General features: G+C 54.6%; 20 protein-coding genes and 7 tRNA genes. 15 read left to right on the top strand and 12 right to left on the bottom strand.

The genetic code is table 11. From position 1 onward, the window contains the following. Window positions 1-10: 10 nt before the first annotated feature. The 3 genes from E2H98_RS04520 to E2H98_RS04510 all read right to left on the bottom strand — a co-directional run bounded on the left by E2H98_RS04520 (window position 11) and on the right by E2H98_RS04510 (window position 2,001). A complete protein-coding gene (locus E2H98_RS04520; protein ID WP_198325235.1) occupies window positions 11-661 on the bottom strand; it encodes an arylesterase in 651 nt (216 codons plus the stop codon). A gap of 58 nt (window positions 662-719) precedes the next feature. Beyond that, a complete protein-coding gene (locus tag E2H98_RS04515; protein WP_133591530.1) occupies window positions 720-1,445 on the bottom strand; it encodes a UDP-2,3-diacylglucosamine diphosphatase in 726 nt (241 codons plus the stop codon). Window positions 1,446-1,506: 61 nt separating this feature from the next. Then, entirely contained in the window at window positions 1,507-2,001 is a 495-nt protein-coding gene (locus E2H98_RS04510; RefSeq protein ID WP_133591532.1) for a peptidylprolyl isomerase, read from the bottom strand. Between the two features lie 177 nt (window positions 2,002-2,178). On the opposite strand from E2H98_RS04510, the gene cysS reads away from it, so the two are divergent. Next, window positions 2,179-3,552 carry a cysteine--tRNA ligase gene (gene cysS / locus E2H98_RS04505; RefSeq protein ID WP_133591534.1) on the top strand — a complete coding sequence of 458 codons (1,374 nt, stop codon included), beginning with the start codon at window positions 2,179-2,181 and terminating at the stop codon, window positions 3,550-3,552. 80 nt (window positions 3,553-3,632) lie between these two features. Here cysS and E2H98_RS04500 read toward each other — a convergent pair whose 3' ends face one another. The 3 genes from E2H98_RS04500 to folD all read right to left on the bottom strand — a co-directional run bounded on the left by E2H98_RS04500 (window position 3,633) and on the right by folD (window position 7,281). After that, window positions 3,633-4,532, bottom strand: a complete 900-nt coding sequence (locus tag E2H98_RS04500) for an acyltransferase (protein WP_133591536.1) — start codon at window positions 4,530-4,532, stop codon at window positions 3,633-3,635. A 120-nt stretch (window positions 4,533-4,652) separates the two neighbouring features. After that, the gene (gene pyk / locus E2H98_RS04495) at window positions 4,653-6,113 is read right to left on the bottom strand and encodes a pyruvate kinase (protein WP_133591538.1); all 1,461 of its coding nucleotides are present in this window, start codon (window positions 6,111-6,113) and stop codon (window positions 4,653-4,655) included. Between the two features lie 307 nt (window positions 6,114-6,420). Continuing rightward, complete coding sequence (gene folD / locus E2H98_RS04490; RefSeq protein WP_133591540.1) at window positions 6,421-7,281, bottom strand: bifunctional methylenetetrahydrofolate dehydrogenase/methenyltetrahydrofolate cyclohydrolase FolD; 861 nt, start codon at window positions 7,279-7,281, stop codon at window positions 6,421-6,423. A gap of 177 nt (window positions 7,282-7,458) precedes the next feature. Between folD and E2H98_RS04485 the strand changes: the two genes are divergently transcribed. The 13 genes from E2H98_RS04485 to E2H98_RS04425 all read left to right on the top strand — a co-directional run bounded on the left by E2H98_RS04485 (window position 7,459) and on the right by E2H98_RS04425 (window position 16,791). Further along, window positions 7,459-7,535, top strand: a tRNA-Pro gene (locus tag E2H98_RS04485). 53 nt (window positions 7,536-7,588) lie between these two features. Next, a tRNA-Arg gene (locus E2H98_RS04480) sits at window positions 7,589-7,665 on the top strand. Between the two features lie 16 nt (window positions 7,666-7,681). After that, window positions 7,682-7,757 (top strand) — tRNA-His (locus tag E2H98_RS04475). 33 nt (window positions 7,758-7,790) lie between these two features. Next, window positions 7,791-7,866, top strand: a tRNA-Lys gene (locus tag E2H98_RS04470). A 103-nt stretch (window positions 7,867-7,969) separates the two neighbouring features. Next, a tRNA-Leu gene (locus E2H98_RS04465) sits at window positions 7,970-8,054 on the top strand. Window positions 8,055-8,143: 89 nt separating this feature from the next. Beyond that, window positions 8,144-9,448 carry a trigger factor gene (gene tig / locus E2H98_RS04460; RefSeq protein WP_133591542.1) on the top strand — a complete coding sequence of 435 codons (1,305 nt, stop codon included), beginning with the start codon at window positions 8,144-8,146 and terminating at the stop codon, window positions 9,446-9,448. A gap of 108 nt (window positions 9,449-9,556) precedes the next feature. Continuing rightward, window positions 9,557-10,165: an ATP-dependent Clp endopeptidase proteolytic subunit ClpP gene (clpP, locus tag E2H98_RS04455; RefSeq protein WP_133591544.1), complete on the top strand. Its 609-nt coding sequence runs from the start codon at window positions 9,557-9,559 to the stop codon at window positions 10,163-10,165. Between the two features lie 84 nt (window positions 10,166-10,249). Next, window positions 10,250-11,539 carry an ATP-dependent Clp protease ATP-binding subunit ClpX gene (clpX, locus tag E2H98_RS04450; protein WP_133591546.1) on the top strand — a complete coding sequence of 430 codons (1,290 nt, stop codon included), beginning with the start codon at window positions 10,250-10,252 and terminating at the stop codon, window positions 11,537-11,539. A 137-nt stretch (window positions 11,540-11,676) separates the two neighbouring features. Beyond that, complete coding sequence (gene lon, locus E2H98_RS04445; RefSeq protein ID WP_133591548.1) at window positions 11,677-14,076, top strand: endopeptidase La; 2,400 nt, start codon at window positions 11,677-11,679, stop codon at window positions 14,074-14,076. A 203-nt stretch (window positions 14,077-14,279) separates the two neighbouring features. Beyond that, on the top strand, window positions 14,280-14,555 hold the full coding sequence (locus tag E2H98_RS04440; RefSeq protein ID WP_133591550.1) for an HU family DNA-binding protein: 276 nt from the start codon (window positions 14,280-14,282) through the stop codon (window positions 14,553-14,555). Between the two features lie 45 nt (window positions 14,556-14,600). Next, window positions 14,601-14,676, top strand: a tRNA-Val gene (locus E2H98_RS04435). A gap of 6 nt (window positions 14,677-14,682) precedes the next feature. Then, window positions 14,683-14,759 (top strand) — tRNA-Asp (locus E2H98_RS04430). A gap of 121 nt (window positions 14,760-14,880) precedes the next feature. Then, window positions 14,881-16,791: a SurA N-terminal domain-containing protein gene (locus E2H98_RS04425; RefSeq protein WP_133591552.1), complete on the top strand. Its 1,911-nt coding sequence runs from the start codon at window positions 14,881-14,883 to the stop codon at window positions 16,789-16,791. 82 nt (window positions 16,792-16,873) lie between these two features. Here E2H98_RS04425 and E2H98_RS04420 read toward each other — a convergent pair whose 3' ends face one another. The 6 genes from E2H98_RS04420 to E2H98_RS04395 all read right to left on the bottom strand — a co-directional run bounded on the left by E2H98_RS04420 (window position 16,874) and on the right by E2H98_RS04395 (window position 23,102). After that, complete coding sequence (locus tag E2H98_RS04420) at window positions 16,874-17,668, bottom strand: enoyl-ACP reductase FabI (protein WP_133591554.1); 795 nt, start codon at window positions 17,666-17,668, stop codon at window positions 16,874-16,876. An 86-nt stretch (window positions 17,669-17,754) separates the two neighbouring features. Beyond that, window positions 17,755-18,723 carry an oligopeptide/dipeptide ABC transporter ATP-binding protein gene (locus tag E2H98_RS04415; RefSeq protein ID WP_162848191.1) on the bottom strand — a complete coding sequence of 323 codons (969 nt, stop codon included), beginning with the start codon at window positions 18,721-18,723 and terminating at the stop codon, window positions 17,755-17,757. Continuing rightward, complete coding sequence (locus E2H98_RS04410; RefSeq protein ID WP_133591558.1) at window positions 18,720-19,694, bottom strand: ABC transporter ATP-binding protein; 975 nt, start codon at window positions 19,692-19,694, stop codon at window positions 18,720-18,722. The genes E2H98_RS04415 and E2H98_RS04410 overlap by 4 nt, the downstream gene beginning before the upstream one ends. Continuing rightward, window positions 19,691-20,545, bottom strand: a complete 855-nt coding sequence (locus tag E2H98_RS04405; RefSeq protein ID WP_133591560.1) for an ABC transporter permease subunit — start codon at window positions 20,543-20,545, stop codon at window positions 19,691-19,693. The genes E2H98_RS04410 and E2H98_RS04405 overlap by 4 nt, the downstream gene beginning before the upstream one ends. Next, window positions 20,545-21,489 (bottom strand): ABC transporter permease, encoded by a 945-nt coding sequence (locus tag E2H98_RS04400; protein ID WP_133591562.1) that lies wholly within the window; start codon window positions 21,487-21,489, stop codon window positions 20,545-20,547. The genes E2H98_RS04405 and E2H98_RS04400 overlap by 1 nt, the downstream gene beginning before the upstream one ends. Beyond that, window positions 21,486-23,102, bottom strand: a complete 1,617-nt coding sequence (locus tag E2H98_RS04395) for an ABC transporter substrate-binding protein (protein WP_157591247.1) — start codon at window positions 23,100-23,102, stop codon at window positions 21,486-21,488. The genes E2H98_RS04400 and E2H98_RS04395 overlap by 4 nt, the downstream gene beginning before the upstream one ends. Window positions 23,103-23,601: 499 nt before the next feature. Here E2H98_RS04395 and E2H98_RS04390 point away from each other — a divergent pair, with 499 nt between their 5' ends. Then, the gene (locus E2H98_RS04390; RefSeq protein ID WP_162848192.1) at window positions 23,602-26,298 is read left to right on the top strand and encodes a TonB-dependent receptor; all 2,697 of its coding nucleotides are present in this window, start codon (window positions 23,602-23,604) and stop codon (window positions 26,296-26,298) included. The last annotated feature ends 160 nt before the right edge of the window (window positions 26,299-26,458 follow it).

Below are 26,458 nucleotides of genomic sequence, written 5' to 3'. Positions count from 1 at the left end.
ATCGTGTCGTTCAGGTCTTGTTTTTCAGCTTCGGCTCCAGTGCTTCCAGCACCAGTTTCATCATCAGCGGCTGCGCTTGCGCCGTTGGGTGAATGCCATCGGCCTGCATCATCGCTTTATCGACAGCGATTTCATTGAGGAAAAACGGGATCAGCGTTGCGCTGGTTTCAGCCGCTACTTCGCTGTACAGCGCCGTGAATTGATCGGTGTAGCGTTTACCCATGTTCGGTGGAATGCGCATTTCCATCAAATAAACTTCAGCGCCAGTTTTCTCGGCGCGCTCAACCAGCTCCCGCAATTGCTGTTTGATTAACGGTAATGGCATACCGCGCAGGGCGTCATTGCCGCCGAGTTCGATAATGACAATGGATGGTTTATGCAGCGCCAGTGAACCATCAATCCGGGCCAGTCCATTACCGGTTGTGTCGCCACTGATGCTGTTGTTGATCACTTGCCAACCCGGATACTGCTTGCGCAGTTTCTGGTCGAGCAGGATCACCCAACCCTGTTCCGGATCGATACCGTAGCCGGCACTTAAGCTATCGCCGAGCACCATGATTTTCTGTTCGGCGGCATGCACGACGGCGGCACCGAACAGCAATATCATCAGGCCCAGTTGACGGAGAGCAATAAGAAAACGGTTGGGAACGTTGGCTCGCATGGGCAATTCAATTCTTCAGTTGGCTAAAAATACGCGAATGCTTGGAGTACAAAACCCGTTACGGGTTCAATGCAATATCGAACAATTCAATCTTGCTGTCGACCCGCAGAATTTTAGCGCTTTCGTGCCAGTCGCCAAATACCCAGCGCGTTGCCGGCTGACCATCCAGCGAAAACTCATGCCGGGCCGGGCGATGGGTATGGCCGTGTATGACCTGCCGGACATCATGCTGATGCATCGTCAGTTCCAGTGCCTGCTGGTTGATGTCCATGATGTACTCCGCCTTGTTCTGCTGGCTTTCCCGGCTTTTGCGCCGCATTTCGGCAGCAATCGCCTTGCGTTCAGCGAGTGGTTTGCTGAGCAGAGCTTGTTGCCAGGCGCTTTGCCGCACCATTTGCCGGAATTGCTGATAGGCAGTGTCGTCGGTGCAGAGTTGATCACCGTGCAGCAGCAGTGTTCGTTGCCCGGCCATGTCGACAACCACTTCATCGGCCAGCAGCGAGCCGCCGGTGCGCTCGGCGAATTGTTCGCCGAGCAGAAAGTCGCGGTTGCCACGCATGAAAAACAGCGCCTTGCCGGCATCACTGAATGCACGGAATAGCGCGATGATCTGCTGCAAGTAGGGGTCATCGTCGTCATCGCCGACCCAAGCTTCAAACAAATCGCCGAGCACATACAGGCAATCGGCCTGGGCGGCTTCTCGCTTGATGAATTGCTGGAACAACGCGGTGCCGGATTCATGCTCCGGGCTCAAATGCAAATCTGAGATCAGGTAGGTCAGCATGCGGGAATCGTTAAATACTGGTGAGAAGGCCGGTACCTCGAATGAGGTGCCGGCGGATGGCTTACTCGCTGATCGTCACTTTTTCGATCACGACGTCTTCAGCCGGCACATCGGCGTGGTAGCCGGAGCGGGTGGTTTTGACGCCTTTGATTTTATTGACGACATCCATGCCATCGACGACTTTGCCGAATACGCAGTAACCCCAGCCTTGCTGGCTTTCGTTCTGGAAATTCAGAAAGTCATTGTTGGCGACATTGATGAAAAACTGGGCACTGGCTGAATGCGGGTCCGGTGTGCGTGCCATCGCAATCGTGCCAATCTCGTTTTTCAGGCCATTGTTGGCCTCGTTCTTGATCGGTTCGTTGGTTGGCTTTTGATTCATGCCCGGCTCGAAGCCACCGCCCTGAATCATGAAACCGTTGATCACCCGGTGAAAAATCGTACCGTCGTAATGACCGGCGCGGGCGTATTCGAGAAAATTGGCGACCGTGATCGGCGCTTTCTCGGCATTCAGTTCCAGCGTAATATCACCCATGTTCGTGTGCAGTGTCAGCATCGTTTCACCTTTTCATAAAGTTCAAGCAGCGGTCCTGCTAGCATGGCCGCCGGCAAAGCGCCTATGATACCCGTTTTTGTGGCCCGATTTCCGGTCATTCGGTCTGGAGCCGGTACCATGGCCCAAGCCGGCTCGGCCTGATTATTAGCCAATCTCCGAAACCAGTTGGATAAACCGATGTTACAGATTTACAACACGCTGACCCGCCAAAAAGAACAGTTCAAACCGCTGCAACCGGGCAAAGTCGGCATGTATGTCTGCGGTGTCACGACTTACGATTACTGCCATATCGGTCATGCCCGTACCTATATTTCGTTTGATGTTGTCGCCCGTTACCTGCGGTTCAGTGGCTACCAAGTGCTGTTTGTCCGCAACATTACTGATATCGACGACAAGATCATCAAGCGCGCCAATGAACAACAAGTTGGTTTCGAGGTCATCGTCGATACCTATGTCAAAGCGATGCATGATGATTTCGCTGCGCTCGATATTCTGCCGCCCGATGTCGAGCCTCGCGCAACGACGACGATCGAAGGCATCATTGCCATTACCGAGCAATTGATTGCTCGCAACATGGCTTACGCGACTGCTGATGGTGATGTCTATTACCGGGTCAAAAAATTTCCTGAGTACGGCCGCCTGAGCGGTCAGAGCCTTGATGATCTGATGTCCGGTGCTCGCGTCGAAGTCGGCGAGCAAAAAGAAAATCCGCTTGATTTCGCCTTATGGAAATCAGCAAAGCCGAACGAGCCGAGCTGGGATTCGCCATGGGGCAAAGGCCGGCCCGGCTGGCATATCGAATGCTCGGCGATGTCGAAAGCCTGCCTCGGCAACACCTTTGATATTCATGGCGGCGGTTCCGATTTGCAGTTTCCGCATCATGAAAATGAAATCGCCCAAAGCGAGGGCGCCAATGGTTGCCAATTTGTTCGCTACTGGATGCACAGCGGTATGGTGCAGGTTGATGCCGTCAAGATGTCGAAGTCGCTCGGTAACTTCTTCACGATTCGCGATGTGTTGAAAGCCTATAGCGCTGAGGTGATTCGTTTTTTCCTGCTGTCCGGTCACTACCGCAGTCAGTTGAATTACAGCCAGGATAATCTCGATGCCGCAAAAAATGCGCTGGCGCGTTTATACACGGCTTTGCGCGGTTTGCCGGTAACGAGTAAGTTGGCTGGCGAGAGCTATGAAACACGGTTCCGCGAAGCGATGGACGATGACTTCAACGTGCCGGAAGCGATTGCCGTGCTGTTTGATCTGGTCCGTGAAATCAACCGGCTACGCGCCAATGACGAGCACGCTGCTGCTGAACACGCCGCGATGTTCCGTCGCTTGGCTGCCGTGCTCGGCATCTGCCAATCCGATCCGGAAAGCTTTTTCAAACAAGGCAGCGACGACGAGGCCGAGGAAATTGAGGCGCTGATTGCCGAGCGACTGGCCGCCAAGAAAGCGAAAAATTTTGCCCGTGCTGATGAGATCCGCAAGGAGCTCAGCGAGTGCGGTATTGTGCTTGAAGATAGCGCAACCGGAACGACCTGGAAGCGGGTTTGATTCGCACTGCACTAGAAAAAACGGCCATTTCGGGATAGGCGGAAATGGCCGTCAAATAATCAGATGAGCCGTCGAAAAGTTCAGGCTGCCGTTTTCGCCAACATCTGCTCAATCCGTAGATCCTTTTCCTGCCATAACTGATTCAACCACGCCTGAAAACGTACCCGGTAGGCAGCATCGTCCTCATAGTTACCGATTAATTCCGGTGTGACCGGAATGCTGCGCACATGAACGTGAACATCGGTGATCTTGCCGCAGAGAAAATCCCAGAAACTGCGCGCCTGTTGTGGATAGGCAATCGTGACATCGAGCACTTTATGAATCTGTTCGCCCATCGCGGTCATGACAAAGCCGGCACCACCGGCTTTCGGCTTCAATAAATGCTTGAACGGCGATTGCTGACGTGCATGTTTGCTGGGCGTGAAGCGCGTGCCTTCGACAAAGTTCATGATCGACACCGGCATATGCTTGAACTTGGCGCAGGCTTTGCGCGTCGTTTCCATATCCTTGCCTTTCATTTCTGGGTGCTTGGCCAGATAACTCTTGCTGAAGCGCTGCATGAACGGGAAATCCAGCGCCCACCAGGCAAGACCAATGACCGGAACCCAAATCAGTTCCTGTTTCAGGAAAAACTTCATGAACGGAATGCGGTTGTTGAAAATATTCTGCAGCACAAAAATATCGGCCCAGCTCTGATGATTGGCCAGCACCAGATACCAGTCACGTTTTTTCAGGGTTTCCAAGCCTTCGATATGCCAGCGCCGCTTCTGGGTCAGGCGGTGTATGCCGCCATTGATCGCAATCCACAACACCGCAATGCCATCGAGCAGACGGTTCAACACATTGCGCGCTGGCCGGATCGGCAACAACAGTTTCAGAACGGCAAGCGTAAACAGCGGCACACAGCAAAGCAGGGTATTCAGCGAATGCAGTAACAAGGCTAAGGTGCCGCGAATTGGGCCAGGCAGAAAACTCAGCATGGAAATTCTCGAAATTAACAGGCTGGCGCATCGGCGCGCCAGCGAACAGGCGCGCGCATTGTAATGCATACGACCGTTCGCTGGTATCGTAATGGGATTATTGGTTCTATTGGTTCCTGCTTAGCTATTGTTGGCTTGAAACACCGCGCCTACACGCAGCAGTTTCAGGACATTGGTGCCACCACCTTCGCCGATTTGATCGCCGCGGGTCAGAATGACCAAATCGCCATCATCAAGCCAGTGATGATCGCGCAGGTAATTCAGCACCGAGCGATTGACTTCTTCTTCCGGCACCGCCGCGTAATCGTACAAATGTGGAAACACGCCGCGATACATCGCCAGCCGTCGGCAGGTGCTCAAACGACGACTAACCGCGAAAATCGGAATGCCGCTGCGAATCCGTGACATCCAGATTGGTGTGCCGCCGGATTCGGTCAGCGCGATAATCGCTTTCACCGGCATATGATTGGCCAAGTACATGCTGGCCATCGCAATGCCTTCTTCGGCGTTGTCGAATTTATCGTCCATCCGGTGCCGCGACAGGCGTGAGCGCGGTTGTTTTTCGGCGCCTTGGCAAACCCGTGCCATTGAGCGAATAACATTTGGCGGATTGACGCCAACGGCGGTTTCTGCCGATAGCATGACGGCATCGGTGCCATCGAGCACGGCATTGGCGACATCGAACACTTCGGCGCGGGTCGGAATCGGGCTGTCGATCATCGACTCCATCATCTGGGTGGCGACAATGACGCCACGGTCCAAGTGACGCGCTTGGGTAACAATATGTTTCTGTACAGCCGGCAATTCGGCATCACCGATTTCGACACCCAGATCGCCGCGCGCGACCATGACAACATCGGAAGCACGAACAATCTCGTCAATATTTTCCACGGCTTCAACGCGCTCGATTTTCGCAACAATGCCGGCATTCGAACCCGCTTCGGCCAGTAGCGTCCGGCACTCTTCAATATCTTCAGCCGAGCGCGGAAAGCTCATCGCAACATAATCGGCCTCGAACTGCGCGGCGATTTTGATGTCAGCCTTGTCTTTGTCGGTTAGCGCTTTGGCTGAAAGTCCACCGCCTTGGCGATTGATGCCCTTGTTGTTCGACAACTCACCATCGGTTTCGACCCGGGTATGAATCTGCTGACCGCTGACCTCGGTAACGGTCAAAACCATGCGGCCATCGTCGAGCAGCAAGGTGTCGCCCGCGCTGACATCGTTAACCAACTCTTTGTAATCAATGCCGACCCGTTGTTGATCGCCATCCTCAATACCGAGGCCGGCATCGAGAATGAAGGCGTCGCCTTTTTTCAGCGTGATTTTTTTATTCTTGAAGCGGGAAATGCGGATTTTTGGGCCCTGTAAATCCACCAGAATCGCAACAAAACGATTGGCTTCATCGGCCAGCCGGCGCACCAGATCGACGCGTTTGGCGTGGTCTTCGGGTGAGCCGTGCGACATGTTCATTCGAACAATATCGACGCCAGCCAGGATCATTTCCCGTAGTACGTCTTCATGACTGCTGGCTGGACCGAGTGTGGCAACAATTTTGGTGCGTCGTGGTGGCGTAATCGACATGGATGTACTCTTCTCTCAACGAATTATTCTTAGCGTAGCGTAGTCGGCAATAATCAGCGAATGCCGTCGTGCCTGCACTGCATTGGATTTTCGGCCAGAAAGGCTCAGGCAGTGGAACATCTGCCTTTTTGGGGGGAGCTAAAGACTGCCACAAATTACCAAGCGATAGGGCAAAATTACTGTGAATTTTGCGCATATCGTCGGTAAGTGCATATTGAATACGAATGTTGGCGGTCGTGTTGCGCTGAGGCAATAAAAAAGGCTGCCAAACATGGCAGCCTTTTTTTGCATCTAGCAATGACCGGGATTATTTACCACTGTGCAACTGCTCGCAGGCATACAGCGCGTTTTCAAGCAGCGTTGCCACAGTCATCGGACCAACGCCACCCGGCACCGGCGTGATCCAGCCAGCGCGCTCTTTCGCCGTTTCAAATTCGACATCGCCGACCAGCTTGCCGCTATCGAGTCGGTTGATGCCGACATCAATAACAATCGCGCCTGGCTTGATCCATTCGCCTTTGACGTATTCCGGAATTCCGACACCGACGACAACCAGATCGGCGCGGCCGACTTCTTCGGCGAGATTTTTCGTTTTGCTGTTGCAGATCGTTACGGTGCAATCGGCCAACAATAACTCCAGCGCTGCCGGTCGACCGACGATATTCGAGGCACCGACGACACAGGCTTTCAGGCCGCGTAAATTGACGCCGGTTTCTTTGATCAAGGTCATGCAGCCCCAAGGCGTGCAGGGCCGCAGTTTCGGCCGGCGCTGAGCCAACAGACCAAAGTTGTAAGGATGAAAGCCATCAACATCTTTGTCCGGACGAATCCGATCCAGCACAGTGTTGCTGTCGATATGCTTGGGCAGCGGTAATTGCACCAAGATGCCGTCGACTTCCGGATTGTCGTTCAACTGATCAATCAGCTGCAGCAAATCGGTTTGCAAGGTTTCGGCCGGCAGGTTGTATTCAAATGATTTGAAGCCGGCTTCTTTGCACTTCTTGCGCTTGCTGCCAACATAAACCTGCGATGCCGGGTTTTCGCCAACCAACACCACGGCCAAGCCCGGCGCCCGCAGGCCTTTGGATGTACGTTCGTGCACAGCTTTCGCCAGATTCTGGTGAAGGCGTTCGGCGACGGCTTTACCGTCGATCAATTTGGCGCTCATTTTTCGACCGTTTTCGTATAAAAAAGAGAATTTCGGGGCGGTATTGTCGCAAGTTTGCGCAACTGAACTCAATCAATACGCTTACCTTGAAAAAGTCCTTGCAAGCAAATTGACGGGCGGGGGGCAAACCCGTATCATGCCGCGCTCGCTGAAAACGGCGTTGCACAATCTGATTCTCGGGGAATAGCGCAGCCTGGTAGCGCATCTGTTTTGGGTACAGAGGGTCGGGGGTTCGAATCCCTCTTCCCCGACCAGATTCCAACCTTGGAGTCTGGCCAAGAATCAAATCAACCGCAGCACACGATCTGCGCCTGTAGCTCAGCTGGATAGAGCATCGGCCTTCTAAGCCGAGGGTCGCAGGTTCGAGTCCTGCCGGGCGCGCCAAAAGCGAACAACGATGGTGGGTGTAGCTCAGTTGGTAGAGCCCCGGATTGTGATTCCGGTTGTCGTGGGTTCAAGTCCCATCACTCACCCCAGTTTTGGTATCAAGGTTCTGCCTTGGCACCACCGGGTCGTTAGCTCAGTCGGTAGAGCAGCGGACTTTTAATCCGTTGGTCCCGCGTTCGAGTCGCGGACGACCCACCATATTTATAAAGGCAGGGTACTGCGGTATCTTGCCTTCTTCTCACCGGTCCAGCGGCGTACTGGCCCTGACCGCCAGCACGCCCAACCCGGTAGAGGCTAATACGCGAAAGTGGCGGAATTGGTAGACGCACTGGGTTTAGGTTCCAGCGCCGCAAGGCGTGAGAGTTCGAGTCTCTCCTTTCGCACCATATACAGAATGCCGCGCCGGTGGGGTGCGGCATAGCCGTTGATGGCAAATAACCGGCGACACGTCCGGTGCAAAAGGTGGAGTAGAACCATGCAAGTTTCTGTCGAAGTGCTGAGCGGTTTAGAGCGCCGCATTACCGTTGGCGTGCCGGCCGAGCAGGTCGAGACCGAAGTCGACAAGCGTTTGCAGCAACTGTCGCGTACCCAACGTCTACCTGGCTTCCGTCCGGGCAAACTGCCGATGAAAGTGGTCCAACAGCGCTGGGGCGACGCCGTACGCCGCGATGTCTGGGGCGACGTCATGCAGCGTTCGTTCTATGAAGCCGTCACCAAAGAAAACCTGAATCCGGCCGGCAACCCGCGCATCGAACCGAAAACCATGGAAGCCGGCAAGGACGTTGAATACGTCGCGACCTTTGAAGTCTATCCGGAGTTCAACGTCCACGGCCTCGACAAAATCGAAGTCGAAAAGCCGAAAACCGAAGTGACTGATGCCGATTTGGACAACATGCTGGAAACCCTGCGCAAGCAGCGCGCCAGCTGGACCGTTGTTGATCGCGCTGCCAAAGACGGCGACCAGGTCACCATCGATTTCGTCGGCACCGTCGATGGCGTCGCGTTTGAAGGCGGCACAGCCAATGGCGTCAAGGTCGTGCTGGGCTCCAACCAGATGATTCCTGGCTTCGAAGAAGGCTTGGTTGGCGCCAGCGCCAACAACGAAGTTGAGCTGAACGTCACGTTCCCGGAAGATTACGGCAATGCTGATCTGGCCGGTAAAGCGGCTGTGTTCAAAGTGGTCGTCAAATCGGTCAGCGAGCAAGTGCTGCCTGCACTGGACGATGCCTTTGTTGCCCAGTTCGGCATCAGCGAAGGCGGTGTCGATGCCCTGCGTACCGAAGTACGCAAGAACATGCAGCGTGAGCTGAACCAGGTGATCAAGAACAAGGTCAAGGCTCAGGTCATGGACGGTCTGCTGAAGCAGAACGAAGTGCAGGTGCCTCAGGCCCTGATCGATGGTGAAGTTGAGCGCCTGCGCCAGCAAGCCAACCGCGAACTCGGCATGGCCACTCGCAAAAAAGAACTGCCGGAGCTGCCCGCTTCGCTGTTCACCGAGCAGGCCAAACGCCGCGTATCGCTGGGGCTGATTGTTGGCGAAATCATTCGCGCCAACGAACTGAAGGCCGATGGCGCCAAGGTCCGTGCCGCCGTCGAGGAACTGGCTTCGGCTTACGAAACGCCGTCTGAAGTCGTCAACTGGTATTACAGCAACCAGCGCGAACTAGCCCAGATGGAAGCCATCGTGCTCGAAGAGCAGGTTGTCGATTTCGTGCTTGGTAAAGCACAAGTCACTGAAAAAGAAACCAAATTTGACGAAGTGATGAATCGTCGTCAGTAATTGCTGATAATCTGCTTATGAAGTGTGACCCCGGTCGCTGGTGACAGCTATCGGGGTCAGCTATTATGGCTTTCGTCAAAGTTCAAAAAGTTGAAGAAAGGACATCGCATGCACAGTGATCGCATGGCCGAAGTGGCCAGTCTGGTGCCAATGGTGGTCGAGCAGACCGCCCGTGGCGAGCGCGCTTATGATATTTATTCCCGATTACTGAAAGAACGCATCATTTTCCTGACCGGTCCCGTAGAAGATCATATGGCGAACCTGGTCGTGGCCCAGATGCTGTTTCTGGAAGCCGAAAACCCGGACAAGGACATCAGTCTGTATATCAACTCGCCCGGCGGTGTCGTCACCGCCGGCATGTCGATTTACGACACGATGCAGTTCATCAAGCCGGATGTGTCGACGCTGTGCGTCGGTCAGGCCTGCTCAATGGGCGCATTTCTGCTGGCCGGTGGCGCCAAAGGCAAGCGCCACTGCCTGCCGAATGCCCGGGTGATGATTCACCAGCCATCTGGCGGCGCTCAGGGCCAGGCCAGCGATATCGAGATTCACGCCCGGGAAATCCTGAAGCTGCGTGAATCGCTGAACAAATTGCTTGCCTCGCATACCGGCCAGGATCTGGAAACGATTGCCCGTGATACCGAACGCGACCGTTTCATGAGTGCTGAAGAGGCGGTAAGCTACGGTCTTGTGGATTCGGTTCTGACGAAACGCTGAGGCCGATTTGGCGTCTAATCCGGAAATCCGAGCTAAAATTCCATCAGAGGGCCCGATGCACGCCCCAGTAAGGCAGAGGTAGATATGGCTGACAAACGGTCTGGCGGAAAGGACGAAGGCGGCAAGCTGCTGTATTGCTCCTTCTGCGGTAAGAGCCAGCACGAGGTGCGTAAGCTGATTGCGGGCCCGTCGGTGTTCATTTGCGACGAATGCGTTGACCTGTGCAACGACATCATTCGTGAAGAGGTTCAGGAAACCCATCCGACCTCAGATAAGCCGCGTCTTCCTTCCCCGAAAGAAATCAATAACACGCTCGATGAGTACGTGATCGGCCAGCGACACGCGAAAAAAGTGCTGTCGGTTGCCGTTTACAACCATTACAAGCGCTTGCAAACCGGCATCGGCAAGAAAGGCGACGAAGTCGAGCTCGGCAAGAGCAATATCCTGTTGGTCGGCCCGACCGGTTCCGGCAAAACCTTGCTGGCCGAAACACTGGCGCGGATGTTGAACGTGCCGTTCACGATCGCCGATGCGACGACCTTGACTGAAGCCGGCTATGTCGGTGAAGACGTCGAGAACATCATTCAAAAACTGTTGCAGAAATGCGATTACGACATCGAAAAAGCGCAGCAGGGCATTGTTTACATCGATGAAATCGACAAGATTTCGCGCAAGTCGGAAAACCCGTCGATTACCCGTGATGTCTCTGGCGAAGGTGTACAACAAGCACTGCTGAAACTGATTGAAGGCACCATCGCTTCGGTACCACCGCAAGGTGGCCGCAAGCATCCGCAGCAGGAGTTCCTGCAGGTCGACACCCGTAATATCCTGTTCATCTGTGGTGGTGCGTTTGCCGGTTTGGAAAAAGTCATCCGCGATCGCTCCGAAAAAGGCGGCATCGGCTTTGGTGCCGAGGTGCGCAGCAAGGATCAGAAGAAGAACGTTGGCGAGGTATTGAAAGACGTCGAGCCGGATGATTTGATTCGCTTCGGACTGATTCCGGAATTCGTTGGTCGTCTGCCGATCATCGCGACACTGGAAGAGTTGGACGAGCCGGCGCTGATCAAGATTCTGACCGAGCCGAAAAACGCGCTGGTCAAGCAGTATCAGCGCCTGTTCGACATGGAAGGCGTGCAACTGGAGATTCGCGACGATGCGCTGTCTTCGGTCGCCAAGCTGGCGATGGCCCGCAAGACCGGTGCCCGTGGTCTGCGCTCCATTCTGGAAAACATGCTGCTCGAAACGATGTACGAGATCCCGTCCGAGGAGAACGTCAGCAAGGTCGTGGTCGACAGCGCCGTGGTCAACGGCGACAGCAGACCGAAGCTGATCTACCGCAACGACTCCCTGCCGAAAGCGGCTTCTGATCAATAATATGGTGCATCGCGGTTGGTTGAAACGCCGCGGAACAGCCCCATATACTCCTCCAGATAAGCACCGTTCCTGCTGGGAACGGTCGCTGTCCGGGGCAGGTCAAACCTGTCTCGACTTCTCGCTGCTTAGGAATCCACATGACTACCGCTAGTGTTCTGGAATTACCGGTACTGCCGTTACGCGACGTTGTCGTGTTTCCGCATATGGTCATCCCGCTTTTTGTCGGCAGGGAAAAATCGGTACACGCGCTGGAAAGCGCGATGAAATCCGACAAACAGATTTTGCTGGTATCCCAGCGTGAAGCGTCGGTCGATCATCCGACCGCGAAAGATGTTTATCAAATCGGTTGCGTGGCAACCATTCTGCAACTGCTGAAGCTGCCGGACGGCAACGTCAAGGTGCTGGTCGAAGGCGCTCAGCGCGCGAAAGTGCTGCGCTACGTCGATGGCGCTGACATGATGCTCGCGGAAACCGAATTGATCGCTGATCAACATCCGAACCCGAAAGAAGAAGATGCGCTGATGCGCTCAACGGTTGCGGTGTTTGATAACTACGTGAAAACTGGCCGCAAGGTACCGTCAGAAATCATGCAGGCAATATCCGGGTTAGAAGAGCCGGCACGTCTGGCCGATACCATTGCTTCGCACCTGGCGTTGAAGGTTTCCGACAAGCAACAAATTCTCGAATTGATCGTTGTCTCCGAGCGTCTTGAGCAATTGATGGCGTTGATGGAAGGCGAAATCGAGCTGATGAATGTCGAAAAACGCATTCGCGGCCGGGTCAAGCGTCAGATGGAAAAATCGCAGCGCGAGTATTATCTGAATGAGCAGATGAAAGCGATTCAGAAAGAACTCGGCGAAGGCGAAGAAGGCGCCAGCGAGCTAGAAGATCTGACCAACAAGATTGAAAAAGCCGGTATGAGCAAAGAGGCGAAAGCCAAATGCGAAGCCGAGCTGAAAAAACTGAAAATGATGTCACCGATGTCGGCCGAGGCCACGGTCGTACGCAGCTATCTGGAGTGGATGCTGCAGGTGCCATGGAAAAAACGCAGCAAGGTCTCGCATGACTTGGTGCGTGCGCAGAAAATTCTTGATGAGGATCATTATGGTCTTGATGACATCAAGGAGCGCATTCTCGAATACCTCGCGGTGCAACAGCGCGTGAAGAAAATCAAAGGTCCGGTATTGTGTTTGGTTGGCCCTCCGGGTGTCGGTAAAACCTCCCTTGGCCAATCGATTGCCCGCGCCACGGGTCGCGAGTTCCTGCGCGTCGCCTTGGGCGGTGTGCGTGACGAAGCCGAGATCCGCGGCCATCGTCGTACCTATATCGGTTCGCTGCCGGGGCGTGTGATTCAAAAGCTGGCCAAGGCCGGCGTCAAGAACCCGCTGTTCCTGCTCGATGAAATCGACAAGATGGCCCAGGATTTCCGTGGCGACCCGGCCTCAGCGCTTTTGGAAGTGTTGGATCCTGAGCAGAACCATACGTTCAACGATCACTATCTTGAGGTCGATTACGATCTGTCCGAGATCATGTTCGTCTGCACCGCGAACTCAATGCGTATACCAGCGCCACTGCTCGATCGCATGGAAGTGATTCGGATTCCCGGTTATACCGAGGACGAAAAGATCAATATCGCTGAGCGCTATCTGCTGCCAAAGCAGAAAGAAGCCAATGGCTTGTCAGAAGACGAATTCAGTTTGACCACGCATGCCATTCGTGACGTCATCCGTTATTACACCCGTGAAGCCGGTGTTCGTAATCTTGAGCGTGAAATCGCCAAAATTTGCCGTAAAGTCGGTAAACAGCTGACGATGAAACCGAGCAAGAGCAAATTGCAGGTAACGGAAAAACTGCTGGAAAAATATCTGGGTGTGGCCCGCTTCGACTATGGCAAAGCCAGTGACAGTGATCACATTGGTGAAGTCACAGGACTGGCCTGGACCGAAGTTGGCGGTGAGTTGCTGTCGATTGAAGCGGTAACAGTACCCGGTAAAGGTAAAACTACCTTCACTGGTAGCCTCGGCGATGTCATGCAGGAGTCGATCAAAGCCGCAATGACGGTTGTGCGCAGCCGATCACAAACCTTGAATATCGCACCGGATTTCTACGAGAAAATCGATCTGCATGTGCACGTGCCGGAAGGCGCGACACCGAAAGATGGCCCGAGCGCCGGTATTGCGATGTGCACCGCTTTGGTCTCCAGTCTGACCGGCATCGCCGTGCGTCGTGATGTCGCGATGACCGGTGAAATCACTTTACGTGGTGAAGTGCTGTCGATTGGTGGTTTGAAAGAAAAACTGCTGGCAGCCCATCGCGGTGGTATTCGTCATGTGATCATTCCGAAGGATAATCGTCGGGATCTCAAAGAGATACCGAAACAAGTGCTAAAAGACCTTGAAGTTCATTGCGTGCAATGGATTGATGAAGTTTTGAACATCGCGCTGGTTAGCATGCCGGTTCCTGCCAAAGAATCTGCGGAAATTTCTGCTTCTGGCACGAAAGACAGTAGCGCCGGAAGCGATCTGCAGGCACACTAACGCATTATTTTTTGCGGCCCGGTATCGTTCGATACCGGGCAAATCATCGGTGGTGAATGTGACACGGTGCAGCGAAGAAAGCCTTCTTCGCTCGCTTGACACTACTTTTTAACCGTTGGTATAAAAGCGACCCCCTAAACGGGCGGCACGATTACATTCACCTTTTTTACGCCTTAGGGCATTGCATTTCGCAAGGGGAAAACATGAATAAGACTGAACTGGTCGACGCAATCGCGGTAGGCGCGGACATTTCCAAAGCTTCTGCAGCTCGCGCGCTGGACGCCGTGCTGGATGCCGTCACCGACGCGCTGCGTAAAGGTGACCAAGTGGCTCTGGTTGGCTTTGGCACATTTGCCGTCAAAGAGCGCGCTGCCCGCACCGGTCGCAATCCGCAAACCGGCCAGGAAATCAAAATTGCGGCGGCCAAAGTGCCAGGCTTCAAGCCGGGCAAAGCGTTAAAAGACGCGGTAAACGAGTAATTGAGCGTGCTGCGTTAATCGCAGCACGTAATTCAAGCGAATAGTGGGCGCTTAGCTCAGCTGGTAGAGCATCTCCGTCACATGGAGGGGGTCAGGGGTTCAAGTCCCTTAGCGCCCACCAGGTTTTGGAGCGGTAGTTCAGTTGGTTAGAATACCGGCCTGTCACGCCGGGGGTCGCGGGTTCAAGTCCCGTCCGCTCCGCCAACCTTTACGCCTGAATTGCATCGTCATCGAATAACGCCCGGGCCCTGACAGGTAGCGGGCGTTTTTTATTGTTTCGCCCGGGATTCGGGTGGGTAGCCATACAACGAGAGAGCAAAACGCCATGATGGATCGTTTTCGCGAGGGGATGAATGGGCCGTTGGCCTGGGTTCTGCTCGCCCTAGTATTTATCGCCTTTGTGTTCACCGGCGTCGGCAATTTCTTTGTCTCCGGCGATGCCGATGCGGTCGCCAAGGTCGATGGCGAGAAAATCACCCGGATGGAGTTCGAGCAGGCTTATCAGCGCGCGCGTGCTCGTTATGGCGAAATGTATAACCAGATTTTCAATACCGAGGAAAAAGAGCAGGATTTCCGCCGCTCGGTATTGCAGAACCTGATCGCCACGACTGCCCTGAATCAGTCGATCAACGATCTGAATCTGCGCATCAGCCCGGCAACGCTGAGGGATCAAATCCAGTCGATGGAAGCGTTCCAGCGTGACGGCAAATATGACGAAGCGACGCTGGAAATGGTGCTGATGCAAAATGGCTTCACCAAAGAGCGTTTCCGCGCCCAGTTGGAAAAAGATCTGCTGAGCATGCAAATGCTGCGTGGTCTGTCTGATACCGCCTTTGCCTTGCCAAATGAAGCCAAGCGCTTTTATCGCCTGCAAAATGAAACCTTGAGCGGTCGCTTTGCCCGTTTGGCGCCCACTTCATTTATGCCGAGCGAAGCACCGACTGTGGCCGAAATCGAACAGTATTACAACGAGAACCTGGCCCAGTTCGCGGTACCCGAGCAATTCAATCTCGCCTATTTGGAAATCGACGGTGAAGCGCTGAAGCCGCAAATCAGCGTCACCGAAGACGAGCTGAAAGCCTATTACGAAAGCAACAAGGAGCAATACACCGGTGCTGAACGCCGCACCGTAGCGCATATCCTGTTTGCCGTTGACGACGACACCAGCGATGCCGAAGCGAAAGCCGCAGCGGAAAAAGCTCAGGCCGAATTGCAAGCCGGTGCGTCGTTCGCTGAGTTGGCGCAACAATATTCTGATGACATCGCCAGCAAAGAGCAGGGTGGCCAGTTGGAGCCAATTGAGAAAGGCTTCCAGGACCCGGCATTCGATGACGCGGTATTTGCATTATCGGCGCCGGAGCAGGTGTCCGAATTGGTCCGTTCCGAATTCGGTTATCACCTGATCAAGCTGATTAGTGTTAGCGGTGGTGATGTCCAAGCCTTTGATGATGTCAAAGCCGCCATTGAAGAGTCGGTGCGTACCACCAAGCTCTATGATTTGTTTGCCGAGAAGCAAAACATCCTGAATGAAAAAGGGTTTGAAACACCGGATTCCTTGCAGGAAGTGGCCGCGGCAGCCGGTCTGGAAGTCAAAGAAACCGGTTTGTTCCCGCGCACCAGCCCACTGAGCATCGCTCGTGAGCCCTCGGTCATGGAAGCGGTGACAACGGATGAGGTGTTGCAGCAGCGTCGTAACAGCGCGCTGATTCAGCTCAGCGAACTGCGCGCCGTGATGGTGCGTGTGAAAGATTATCAGGCGGCCAGCCATAAGCCGCTGGCGGATGTGCAGGCCCAGATCACGACCGCTATCAACGACCGCAAGGCACAGAAAAACGTTGCGGATTTCGGTGCTGAATTACTGAGCAAAGTGCAAGCGGGCGAGGATGTTGGTGCTTTGCTGGCAGAGAAAAACAGTAATTGGCAGAGCTTTGAACAAATCACCCGTCAAGCGGCCGCGCCGGAACCGATGGTACGCCAGCAATTGTTCGAAGCCGCGCGTCCGGAAGAGAAAGCCAGCATCAGCGGCACCACTTTGACCGACGGCAGCTATCTGCTGGTCGAATTGACCGCGGCCAGTCTGCCTGACGCCGACGCCTTGAGCGAAGAACAATGGCAGCCGAATAAAGATCAACTGGCCCGTTTCAGCGGTGAAGCCGAGTACATGGCTTATGTTGAATCGCTGAAAAAACGCGCCAAGGTCACGTATGTGGATGAGAGTCTGGCGCCAAAGTCATGATCCGCATCAGCATCTGATGCTTCTGGAAAAAAAGACCGGCTTTTAGCCGGTCTTTTTTTCTGGCGTTTATTCAAGCTGACGCTTATTCGCCGGCAGATTCGAGTTCCGGCATGCTGACAAAGTGATAACCGTTGTCGACATGAATCACTTCGCCGGTCACTGCTGAGGATAAATCCGAGCACAGGAATGCGGTGACATTGCCAACGTCTTCGGTCGTGACGTTACGACGAAGAGGGCAGGCCTTTTCATAATAGGACAGCATCTTGCGGAAGTTTTTGACGCCGGAGGCAGCCAGGGTGCGGATCGGACCCGCCGACACGGCGTTGACGCGAATGCCGCGCGGACCAAGGCTGGCGGCCATGTAACGCACGTTTGCCTCAAGGCTGGCTTTGGCGACACCCATGACGTTGTAATTCGGCAGCGCGCGTTCGGCGCCAAGATAGGTCATGGTCACCATCGCGCCGTTTGGATTCATCATCTCGCGTGCGACTTTCGCCATCGCGGCAAAGCTGTACGAGGAAATATCGTGAGCAATGCGGAAACCGTCGCGGGTCACACAATCGAGATAATCGCCCTCAAGCTGGCCGCCTGGCGCATAAGCGACCGAGTGCACCAGAATGTCGAACTTGTCCCAATGCTTTTTGATGTTGTCGAAAAAGGCCGTGATGCTGTCATCGGAGGCGACATCGCATTCATAGGCAATCGATGAGCCGAGCTCGCCGGCCATGTTGATCACGCGGTCTTTCAGTTTTTCATTTTGATAATTGAACGCCAACTCGGCACCTTCGCGATGCATGGCTTCGGCGACGCCGTGTGCGATGGACCGGTCACTGGCCAATCCGACGATCAGTGCGCGTTTTCCGCTCAAAAAACCCATGAGTAACACCCTTATGTTTAGTGGGGGCCGGATTTTACCACAGGCCGATTAGACGCTTGCGCTTCGACTGGTCCGCTGACTCTCGCTTAAACCTCACCGGCTTTGTGACAGAACACCAGTTGTTGTTCCATCAAGCGCCGTTCCGGCCGGGCCGTTTTGCAATGTTCATCGGCAAACGGGCAGCGCCGCGACAATGGACAACCGACAGCGGCCATGCCGGCGCTGCCGAGCTCACCACGAAGCGGTGTCGAAGAGACTTTCATCACGTCACGTATGCTCGGGCTGGCGGCGAACAGTGCCCGGGTGTAGGGGTGCAGCGGCGTTTCGTAAACGGTTTCAACCGGGCCGTATTCCATGATTTCGCCGGCATACATGACCATGATCTGATCACTCATGACTTTGGCAATGGCCAGATCATTGGAAATCAATACATAACTGAGGCTGAGCGTGTCCTGCAGATCCAGCATCAGGTTCATGATCTGTGCCTGTACTGATGCATCGAGTGTCGAGATCGGTTCGTCAGCGACAATCAACTGCGGGTTCAGCATGATGGCGCGGGCAATGGCAACACGCTGGCGCTGACCGGTGGAGAATTGGTGCGGGTAATGGTCCTTGTGATCGGCCTGCAGGCCCACCTTGCTCAGCGCTTCATTGATGCGCTCAATGCGTTGCCGTGGTCCAAGCTGAGTCAGGTGTTGCAGTGCCAACTCCAGTTGCTGACCAATGGTTGTGCGCGGATTCAGCGAAGCATTCGGATTCTGGAACACCATCCGCACATGACGGCGTAGTTGCAATTGCAGTTCGCGCTCGCGGGTATACATGTCGATGCCATTGAAGCGCACTTCGCCTTCGCTCGGTTTCAGCAAGCCGGCAATAACACGCGCCAGTGTGCTTTTGCCGGAACCGCCTTCACCGACTACGGCCAGAGTTCGGCCACGATCCAGCGTGAACGAAATATCATGTAGCGCGGTTTTTTGCCTGGCACGGGCCGGCCAGTCACGCTGTACCGCGAAGCGGTGTGAAACGTGATTCAAGGACAGTAACGGCCCGGTCATTCTTGCTCCTCGACATGCAGCGGGAACAGGCAGCGATAATGATGATCGGTTTCGGTATTCAGCGCGACGACGTTGACGCATTCACGCTCGGCGCGCGGGCAACGGGGACCGAAATAGCAACCGACCGGTAGATGCAGCATGCTCGGTGTCGCGCCTCGCAGTGACCACATGCGCCGACTGCGATGATGCAGATTCGGCAAGCTGTCGAGCAGGGCTTGGGTGTACGGATGATGTGGCCGGTTCAGTACCGCTGCGGCTGGGCCGCTTTCGGCAACCTGGCCGCAGTACATCACCGTGATGTTGTTGAAATGCTCGTTTAACAGTGCGATGTCATGTGTGACCAATAACAAGCCCATGCCTCGGCTGGCGTTCAGTTCAAACAGCAATTCCAGAATTTGCGCCTGTACGGTCACGTCCTGGCCGGTGGTCGGTTCGTCGGCAATCAGCAGCGCCGGTTCACAGGCCAGCGCCAAGGCAATGATGATGCGCTGATGCATGCTGCCGGAAAACTGGTGCGGATAACTTTTCAGTGTCGGTGCAATATTGTGAATGCCGACCTGGTGCAGCAATTCGGCGGCGCGTTCTTTGCGTTCAGCTTTGCCGATCTCATGGTGGGTGCGAATGACTTCGTCAAGCTGGGCGCCAATGGTGAACGCCGGATTCAGGCTGCTGTGTGCGTCCTGAAAAATAATCGACGCGTGTTTGGCCAACCAGCGCCTGCGCTCAACGCTGGAACAGCGTAGCAGATCTTTATCATTCAAACTCAAATGGTCAACACGGGTTTTCGCTTCGCTGCTGTCGAGCAAGTCGAGCATGCCGAGCACGGCCAGACTTTTGCCGGAGCCGGATTCGCCGACCAGGCCGTGGATTTCACCGACGCCCATTTGAATCGAGAAATTATCGACCACGCGTACATCGCCGTACAGCGACGGAAATTCCACCGAGAAATTATCGACCCGTAACAGACTCATCGTTGAACGCCTTTTGGATCGAGGCTGGCACGCAAAGCGCCGCCGACAATGTTAACGCAGAGCACCGTCAACAAAATGGCCAGGCCAGGTAGCGCCACCGTCCATGGCGCAATCTGGATGAAGTCGTGCGCAGAAGAAAGTAGATTACCCCATTCCGGAATGGCGCCAGTGGCCGCGAGTCCGAGGAAACCGAGTGCGGCGATATCGAGAATCGCCGCGGAAAAGGCCAGCGTCAATTGCACGATCAGGGGAACAGCGATATTCGGCATCAGGGTTTGAAAATAAATTGAAAATCCATCGGCGCCATCGAGTCGCGCCGCAGCAACATATTCGCGTGACGATTCATTTTTTATTGACTGATAGGTGACGCGATAGAAGTGTGGCGCCAAGGCCAGTGCGACAGCCGCTATGCCGGTGAAAATGCTGGTGCCGAACGCGACGGCCATCAGTACCGCGAGCAGCAAGGAAGGTAACGCCAACAGTGTGTCCATAAAGCGGTTTGGCAGCACAACCACCCAATTCGGCAGAAATGCCGCGATGCTGCCTAGCAGCCAGCCAACCAGTCCGGCGGCCAGCACAGCAATGCTGGCAGAGCCCATCGTCAAGCGGGCGCCATGAATCAGTCGTGACAGCATATCGCGACCGAGATCGTCAGTACCGAGCACAAAACTGGTTTGTCCGGACTCCATCCAGAACGGTGGCAACAGCACCGCGTTTTCATGAACGAGTGTCGGGTCGAACGGTGCCAGCCAGCGACCGAGCACGGCCAATAAGGTGATAGCCAACAACAAGAACAGCGATGGCAACGCAAACGGTTTGTTGGCGAATCGACTCCAGAGGCTGACGTACATCAGCGGGCCCTCCGGCGACGGGGCTCGGCCAGCGTACTGATGCTATCCATCAGCGCATTGACAACGACCAACAAGCTGGCCAGCAGAAATCCGCCCATGATCACCGTGTCGTAATCGCCAACCTGCACCCGTTCCAACAACCAGGCACTGACTCCGGGCCAGGAGAAGATCGCTTCAATCAGAAATACGCCGGTAAACAGCGATGACAATTGCAAGCTGAAAATCTGTAATATCGGCGCAGCAATATTCGCCAAGCCATGTTTCCACACCAGACGACGTTCGCTGAAGCCTTGTCCGCGCGCCATCCGGATGTAATCGCTGGACAATACACTTACCAAATAAGTCTTGGTGACGCGGGTAACGAGTGCAGTCGGCAATATCGCTAATACGGCAACCGGCAGCAACAAGTGCAGCAGTGCGTTAAGGAACGCCTCAATGCCATATTTTTCATGTGCCAGCAGCGAGTCAATCAGAATAAAACCCGTGACCGGTTCAATGTCATAAAAAAAACCAATCCGCTCGGATACCGGCGTAATTTCCAGTTCCAGCGAAAACCATAGCACCAGCAACAGTGCCCACCAGAACACCGGTAGCGAAAAACCTATCAGCGCAAAGATCTCGACCACCCGGTCCGGCCAACGCAGACGTTGGGTCGCGGCCATGACGCCAGCAGGAATGCCGATCAAGAACGCCAGCACAATGGCGCTTACCCACAGTTCAATGGTTGCCGGCAAGCGGCGAAAAAACTCCTGAACGATTGGAGCCCCATCCTGGGTCATACCAAGTTCGCCGCTGACAATGGTGCGGACGAACTGCCAAAGCGACTGCCACCATGGCAACTGTTGTTGATGCTCAAGAAACTGATGAAACAGGAAACACAGCACAATGACGCCGATGATATTGCCAAGCATCAGCACCACTTGGCGCAACACGCTGGCGGTCATAGTGATTTCTCCGTGCGCAGAAAATTGACGCCACCGGAGAAATTCAAATCCACAAACTTGACATTGGCGCGAGTGGCGATTGACTGCGAGCCGTGAGCAATGGTCAGCCAGGGAGCTTGATGTTTGAACATGCGCAAGGCGTCCAGATAGATCTGCTGGCGCGTGGTCGGGTCATTGGCTTCCAGTGCCCGCTGTAACAGTGCGTCAAACTCCTGATCGCACCAAAAAGCTCTATTTGAACCGACTTGCATGGCGGCGCAGGATAACAGTGGCGACAGAAAATTATCCGGGCTGGGCAAATCCGCTGACCAACCCATCAATACCGATTGCGCCTCACCAAGCGAAACCCGGCGTAAAAACTCGCGCCATTCGTAGCTGACGATACGTGCCTTGACGCCAATGTGGCGCAAATCCTCCTGAATGAGTTCTGCCATCTTGCGCGCATTGGGATTGTAAGGGCGGGAAACGGGCATCGCCCAGATTTCGATGGTTTGCTCAAAAGGGAAATTGGCCTGCTGCAACAACTCGCGCGCATACAACGGATCAAAACGATAAATCGGAATCTGCTGCTCATGAGGCAACAGCGATGGCGGTACCGGACTGACCGCGAGTTCTGCCGACGAGAAATACACGGTATCGATAATCGGCTGTCGGTTGATGGCAAAGTTGAACGCTTGCCGAACCCGGACATCCTGGAACGGAGGCTTCTGGGTGTTGAACGCCCAATAACTGATATTCAGGCCTCGCTGCTGAATCAGGCGCAGCTCCGGTATCTGACGGATAAACTGATGCTGCGCCGGCGAAGGCTGGGCCATGACATCGCATTCGCCAGCACGCAAGCGCGATAGGCGCAGGCTGGTGTTGGGCGTAATGGCGAAAATCAGATCCCTCAGCTTTGCTGCGCCAAGAAAATAATGATCGAAGCGTTTGAAGCGAATATCACGATTGGGGCGATAGCTGACAAACTGGAATGGGCCCGTACCAATCGGATGCTGATCAATTTGTTCCGGTCGTTGTCGTGCGGTCAGCCAGTCAGCGTATTCGGCTGACAAGATCGAGGCGAACTCCATTGACAGCATTTCCAGGAACCGAGGCTCTTTTTCCCGCAGCAAGAACTCAACGGTGTAACGGTCAATGGCGCGCACATCCAACAGCTTGTCGCTTAAACCGGTAATCTGAAAGTAGGGGTAAGTGCCACCACCAATGTCATGGAACGGATGGTTGTCATCAAGCTGACGCTTGAAACTGAATACCACATCATCAGCATTAAACGGTCTGCTGGGCTGAAACTCTTCAGTGCGATGGAACCAGACATCATCACGAAGCTGAAAGCGCCAGCGCTTGCCTTGATCCAGATTGTTCCAACTTCGTGCCAGCGCTGGATCGACGGTGACCGTTTCCGAGTTGAACCTGACCAGTGCATCATAAACCGTCCGGGCCGTGGCATCAAACGTGGTGCCCGAGGTCGCAAGCTGCGGATTGAAGGACTCCGGATTGCCTTCCGAACAGAATACCAAGCTGGCCAAGCGGGTATCCGAGGCCGTTGGTGAGCAGGCAGAAAGCGTCGCCGCTGACGCCGCGACCAATGCCGTGCGTAGCCATCGTACGTTCAAGAAGCCGCTCCGGGTTTGGGATTGATCATCGCTTATCGGTCTCGCCAGGCCACGCAAGATGCTTGGCAAACGGGAAATATATCAGCAACTTATAGCGCATAGAACTCATCTATAGCAGCGCGCATGATATTTGCATTGAATTGATGCGCGCCAATTCGGTGCTGTATCGACATGAATGCCCAGACACTAACAAATAATTTGGTGCAATGCGACATTCTCATCACCTGCCGTTTCTAAAACCAAAATGCGACGGCCAGTAACGACTTCTTGATGCACCAACGGCGCGCTGCACGCACCAGAAAAACCAACAAAAATGCTGAAAAAACGACCATTTATTTAATCTGAAAAACTGTTGACCAATCTGAAACAACCTAGTTAGTATCGACCCCGGACAGATCAGGCCCATCCCGGGCCATTAATGGCGTATCCGACATTTATGACGAATAAACATAAAGTCGGCAGCGCCTGTGAACCCTCAAAACAACCAGGGAGAACGACATTGAGTACTCAACGTAATACCCTAATTGCCAAAGCTGTTCGCTTCGCGCTGATCGGCGGTGCAGCGATCGCAGCCGCTGTTCCGGCATACGCAGCGGAAGAAGGCGAAGGCGAAGAAAAAGCCCAGCGTATCGAAGTCACCGGTTCGCGCATCAAGCGCTCCGATGTCGAAGGTGCTCTGCCGGTTACCGTTATCGACCGCGAGCAAATTGATACTTCGGGTTACACTTCGGTTTCGGACCTGCTGCGTAATACCACTTTCAACTCTTTCGGTTCTTTCCGCCCACAGTCCGGTTCGTCTGCTCAGTCATTCTCTGAGTTGAGCCTGCGTGGCCTGGGTGGTGGTCGTACTCTGATCCTGATCGACGGTCGTCGTGCGCCGGTTTCTCCGGACACCGGCAGCGCGCAGGATTTGAACGCCATTCCGCTGGGTGCCGTTGAGCGCATCGAAATCCTGAGTGACGGTGCTTCCGCTATCTATGGTACCGACGCTATCGGTGGCGTTGTCAACGTCATCACTCGTAAAGATTTCAGCGGCGTTGAGCTGAAGTACGGCGAAAGCCGTCCAAGCCGTGAAGGCGGTGACACTGACGAAATGCACGTGTTGATGGGCGCCGCTGGCGACAAAGGCAGCCTGATCGTCGGCTTCTCGTCAAACGAGCGTGAAATCGTGTTCCAGCGTGACCGTCCATGGTCGACTGGTGGTGCGTCTACCTTCTCGAACAACCTGTTCACAGCCATTGCTGCGCCGGGCACGTTGTACGGCTTCCGCGCTGGCGGTTTCGTTGCCAACCCAACTTATGGTTCAGTACTGCCGGGCACTTGCTCGGGGGCTGCTTTCCCTGATTTCTTTATCAGTGGTTCGGGCTCTTCGCAGCGCTGCTTCTATGACTTCACCGCGCAAGCCGCTGACGAGGCCAACATCGAAACCAGCTCGCTGTTTACCCGTGGTGAGTACGAAATCAATGACGATTGGACTGCTTACATGACTGCTACGGTCAGCCGCGCCGAATCGTTTGGTCGTTATGCTCCGGTTCCTTCTTCGCCTTGGCCGGGCGGTTCGATCTTCCTGCCGGTTGGTTCTCCGAACCACCCAGCGGTGGTCGCTCCGGGTGCTGGCTATGATCCGACTGTGCCTTACTTCATGCGCCACCGTTTTGCAGCATTGGGTCCGCGTGATACCACCACTGATAAAAACACCTACGACACACTGATCGGTTTCGAAGGCATGATCGGTGATGTGACGGTTGATGTTGGCGCCCGTTTGACTGAAGCCAAGTTCTACGAACTGGGTCGTAACTATGTTGTCGGCGGCCTGGCTCAACAGCTGATTTCTAATGGCACCTATAACGTTTACGACCCGTTCAACGTTGATCGTGACATCCTGGATTCGATGATTGCCACGATTACCCGTGACTCCGTTTCTCGTATCACCGAATACTACGCCAATGCCAGCTTCGACCTGTTCGAGCTTGGCGGTGGTGTAGCCAGCATGGCAGTCGGTGCCGAGACACGTAAAGAAGTCTATGAAGACATCTACGATACGCTGCAGTCTTCTGGCCAGATCGTCGGTTCCGCCGGTAACTCTTCATTCGGTGGCCGTACTGTTGATGCGTTCTACTTCGAAATGCTGTTGCCATTCTTCGATGGCTTCGAAACCAGCATTGCGGCTCGTTACGACAGCTACAGCGACTACGGTAGCGATACTTCTCCGAAGATCTCCTTCCGTTACCAGCCAATTGATGAACTGACCCTGCGTGCTTCATTTGGTCAGGGCTTCCGTGCTCCGGCGCTGTCCGACGTGACCGCTCAACCAGCTTTCTCGGCTGACACCGTCACTCACGCTCCTACCTGTATCGCATTTGGTCTGGCCCCGACCTGCTCGGTTCAGGTTACTGCTTACGCGTTGGCTAACCCGAACCTGACTTCTGAACAGTCGGATCAGTTCTCCGCAGGTCTGGCTTGGCAGCCGACTGAGTGGCTGAACATGACCTTGGACTACTTCAATATCGAAGTTGAGGGTCGTGTTGCGGCCATCTCCACCGGTCGTCTGATTTCGTGCTTGAGCGGTGCTTCTTCGAACTGCCCGTCGGGTCTTTCTCTGCTTCCGACCAACGTCAACCCGCCAGTTCCGTCGAACGGTCTGGGTGTCGCGTTCGGTTCTGCTGGCGAAGTGCTTTACGCGCAGCGCGGTTCGGTCAACCTGGGTACGCTGGAGTCCAGCGGTCTTGACCTGAACTTCGAAACCAACTTCGATTTCGCTGAAGCTGGTCGTTTGAAGAACATGCTGACCATCACCTATATGGATGAGTTCAGTGTTGACGGCGGCGCCAACATTGTTGGTGACCCGAGTGCTCCGGAAATCCGTGCGATTCTGGCGAACGAGTGGGTGATCAGCGACTTCTCCGTCGTCTGGAACATCAACTACATCGATGGCACACTGTCGACTGCTGGTACCGAAGCTCGTGCTGGTAATAACGACTACGGTTACTCGCACACCCTCCCGTCTTGGACCACCCACAACCTCCAGGTCAACTGGAATACCCCGTGGAATGGTCGTTTGACGGTTGGTGTCAATAACCTGACCGACGAAGATCCGGTTCTGGATCCGTTCGATCCGACCGGCCGCGGTTTCGACTTCAACCTGTATGATGGTTATGGTCGCGTACCGTACGTCCGCTACACCCAGACTTTCTAAGTTTGGTCATAACAAGGAAAAGCGAGGCTTCGGCCTCGCTTTTTTTTTTGTTGATGCAATCGAGAATTATCATTAAGGTCTGCAGCCTGAATACCTCGACTTACTTCGGACAGTGAGTAATTGGTAACCTTGGGTTGCGATGGAGTCCGTCGGGCGCGCG

The sequence above is a fragment of the Permianibacter aggregans genome, from assembly GCF_009756665.1.
GTDB lineage: Bacteria > Pseudomonadota > Gammaproteobacteria > Enterobacterales > Permianibacteraceae > Permianibacter > Permianibacter aggregans.
Note: the sequence above shows the minus strand (reverse complement) of the source record. Positions and strands in the feature narration are given on the sequence as shown.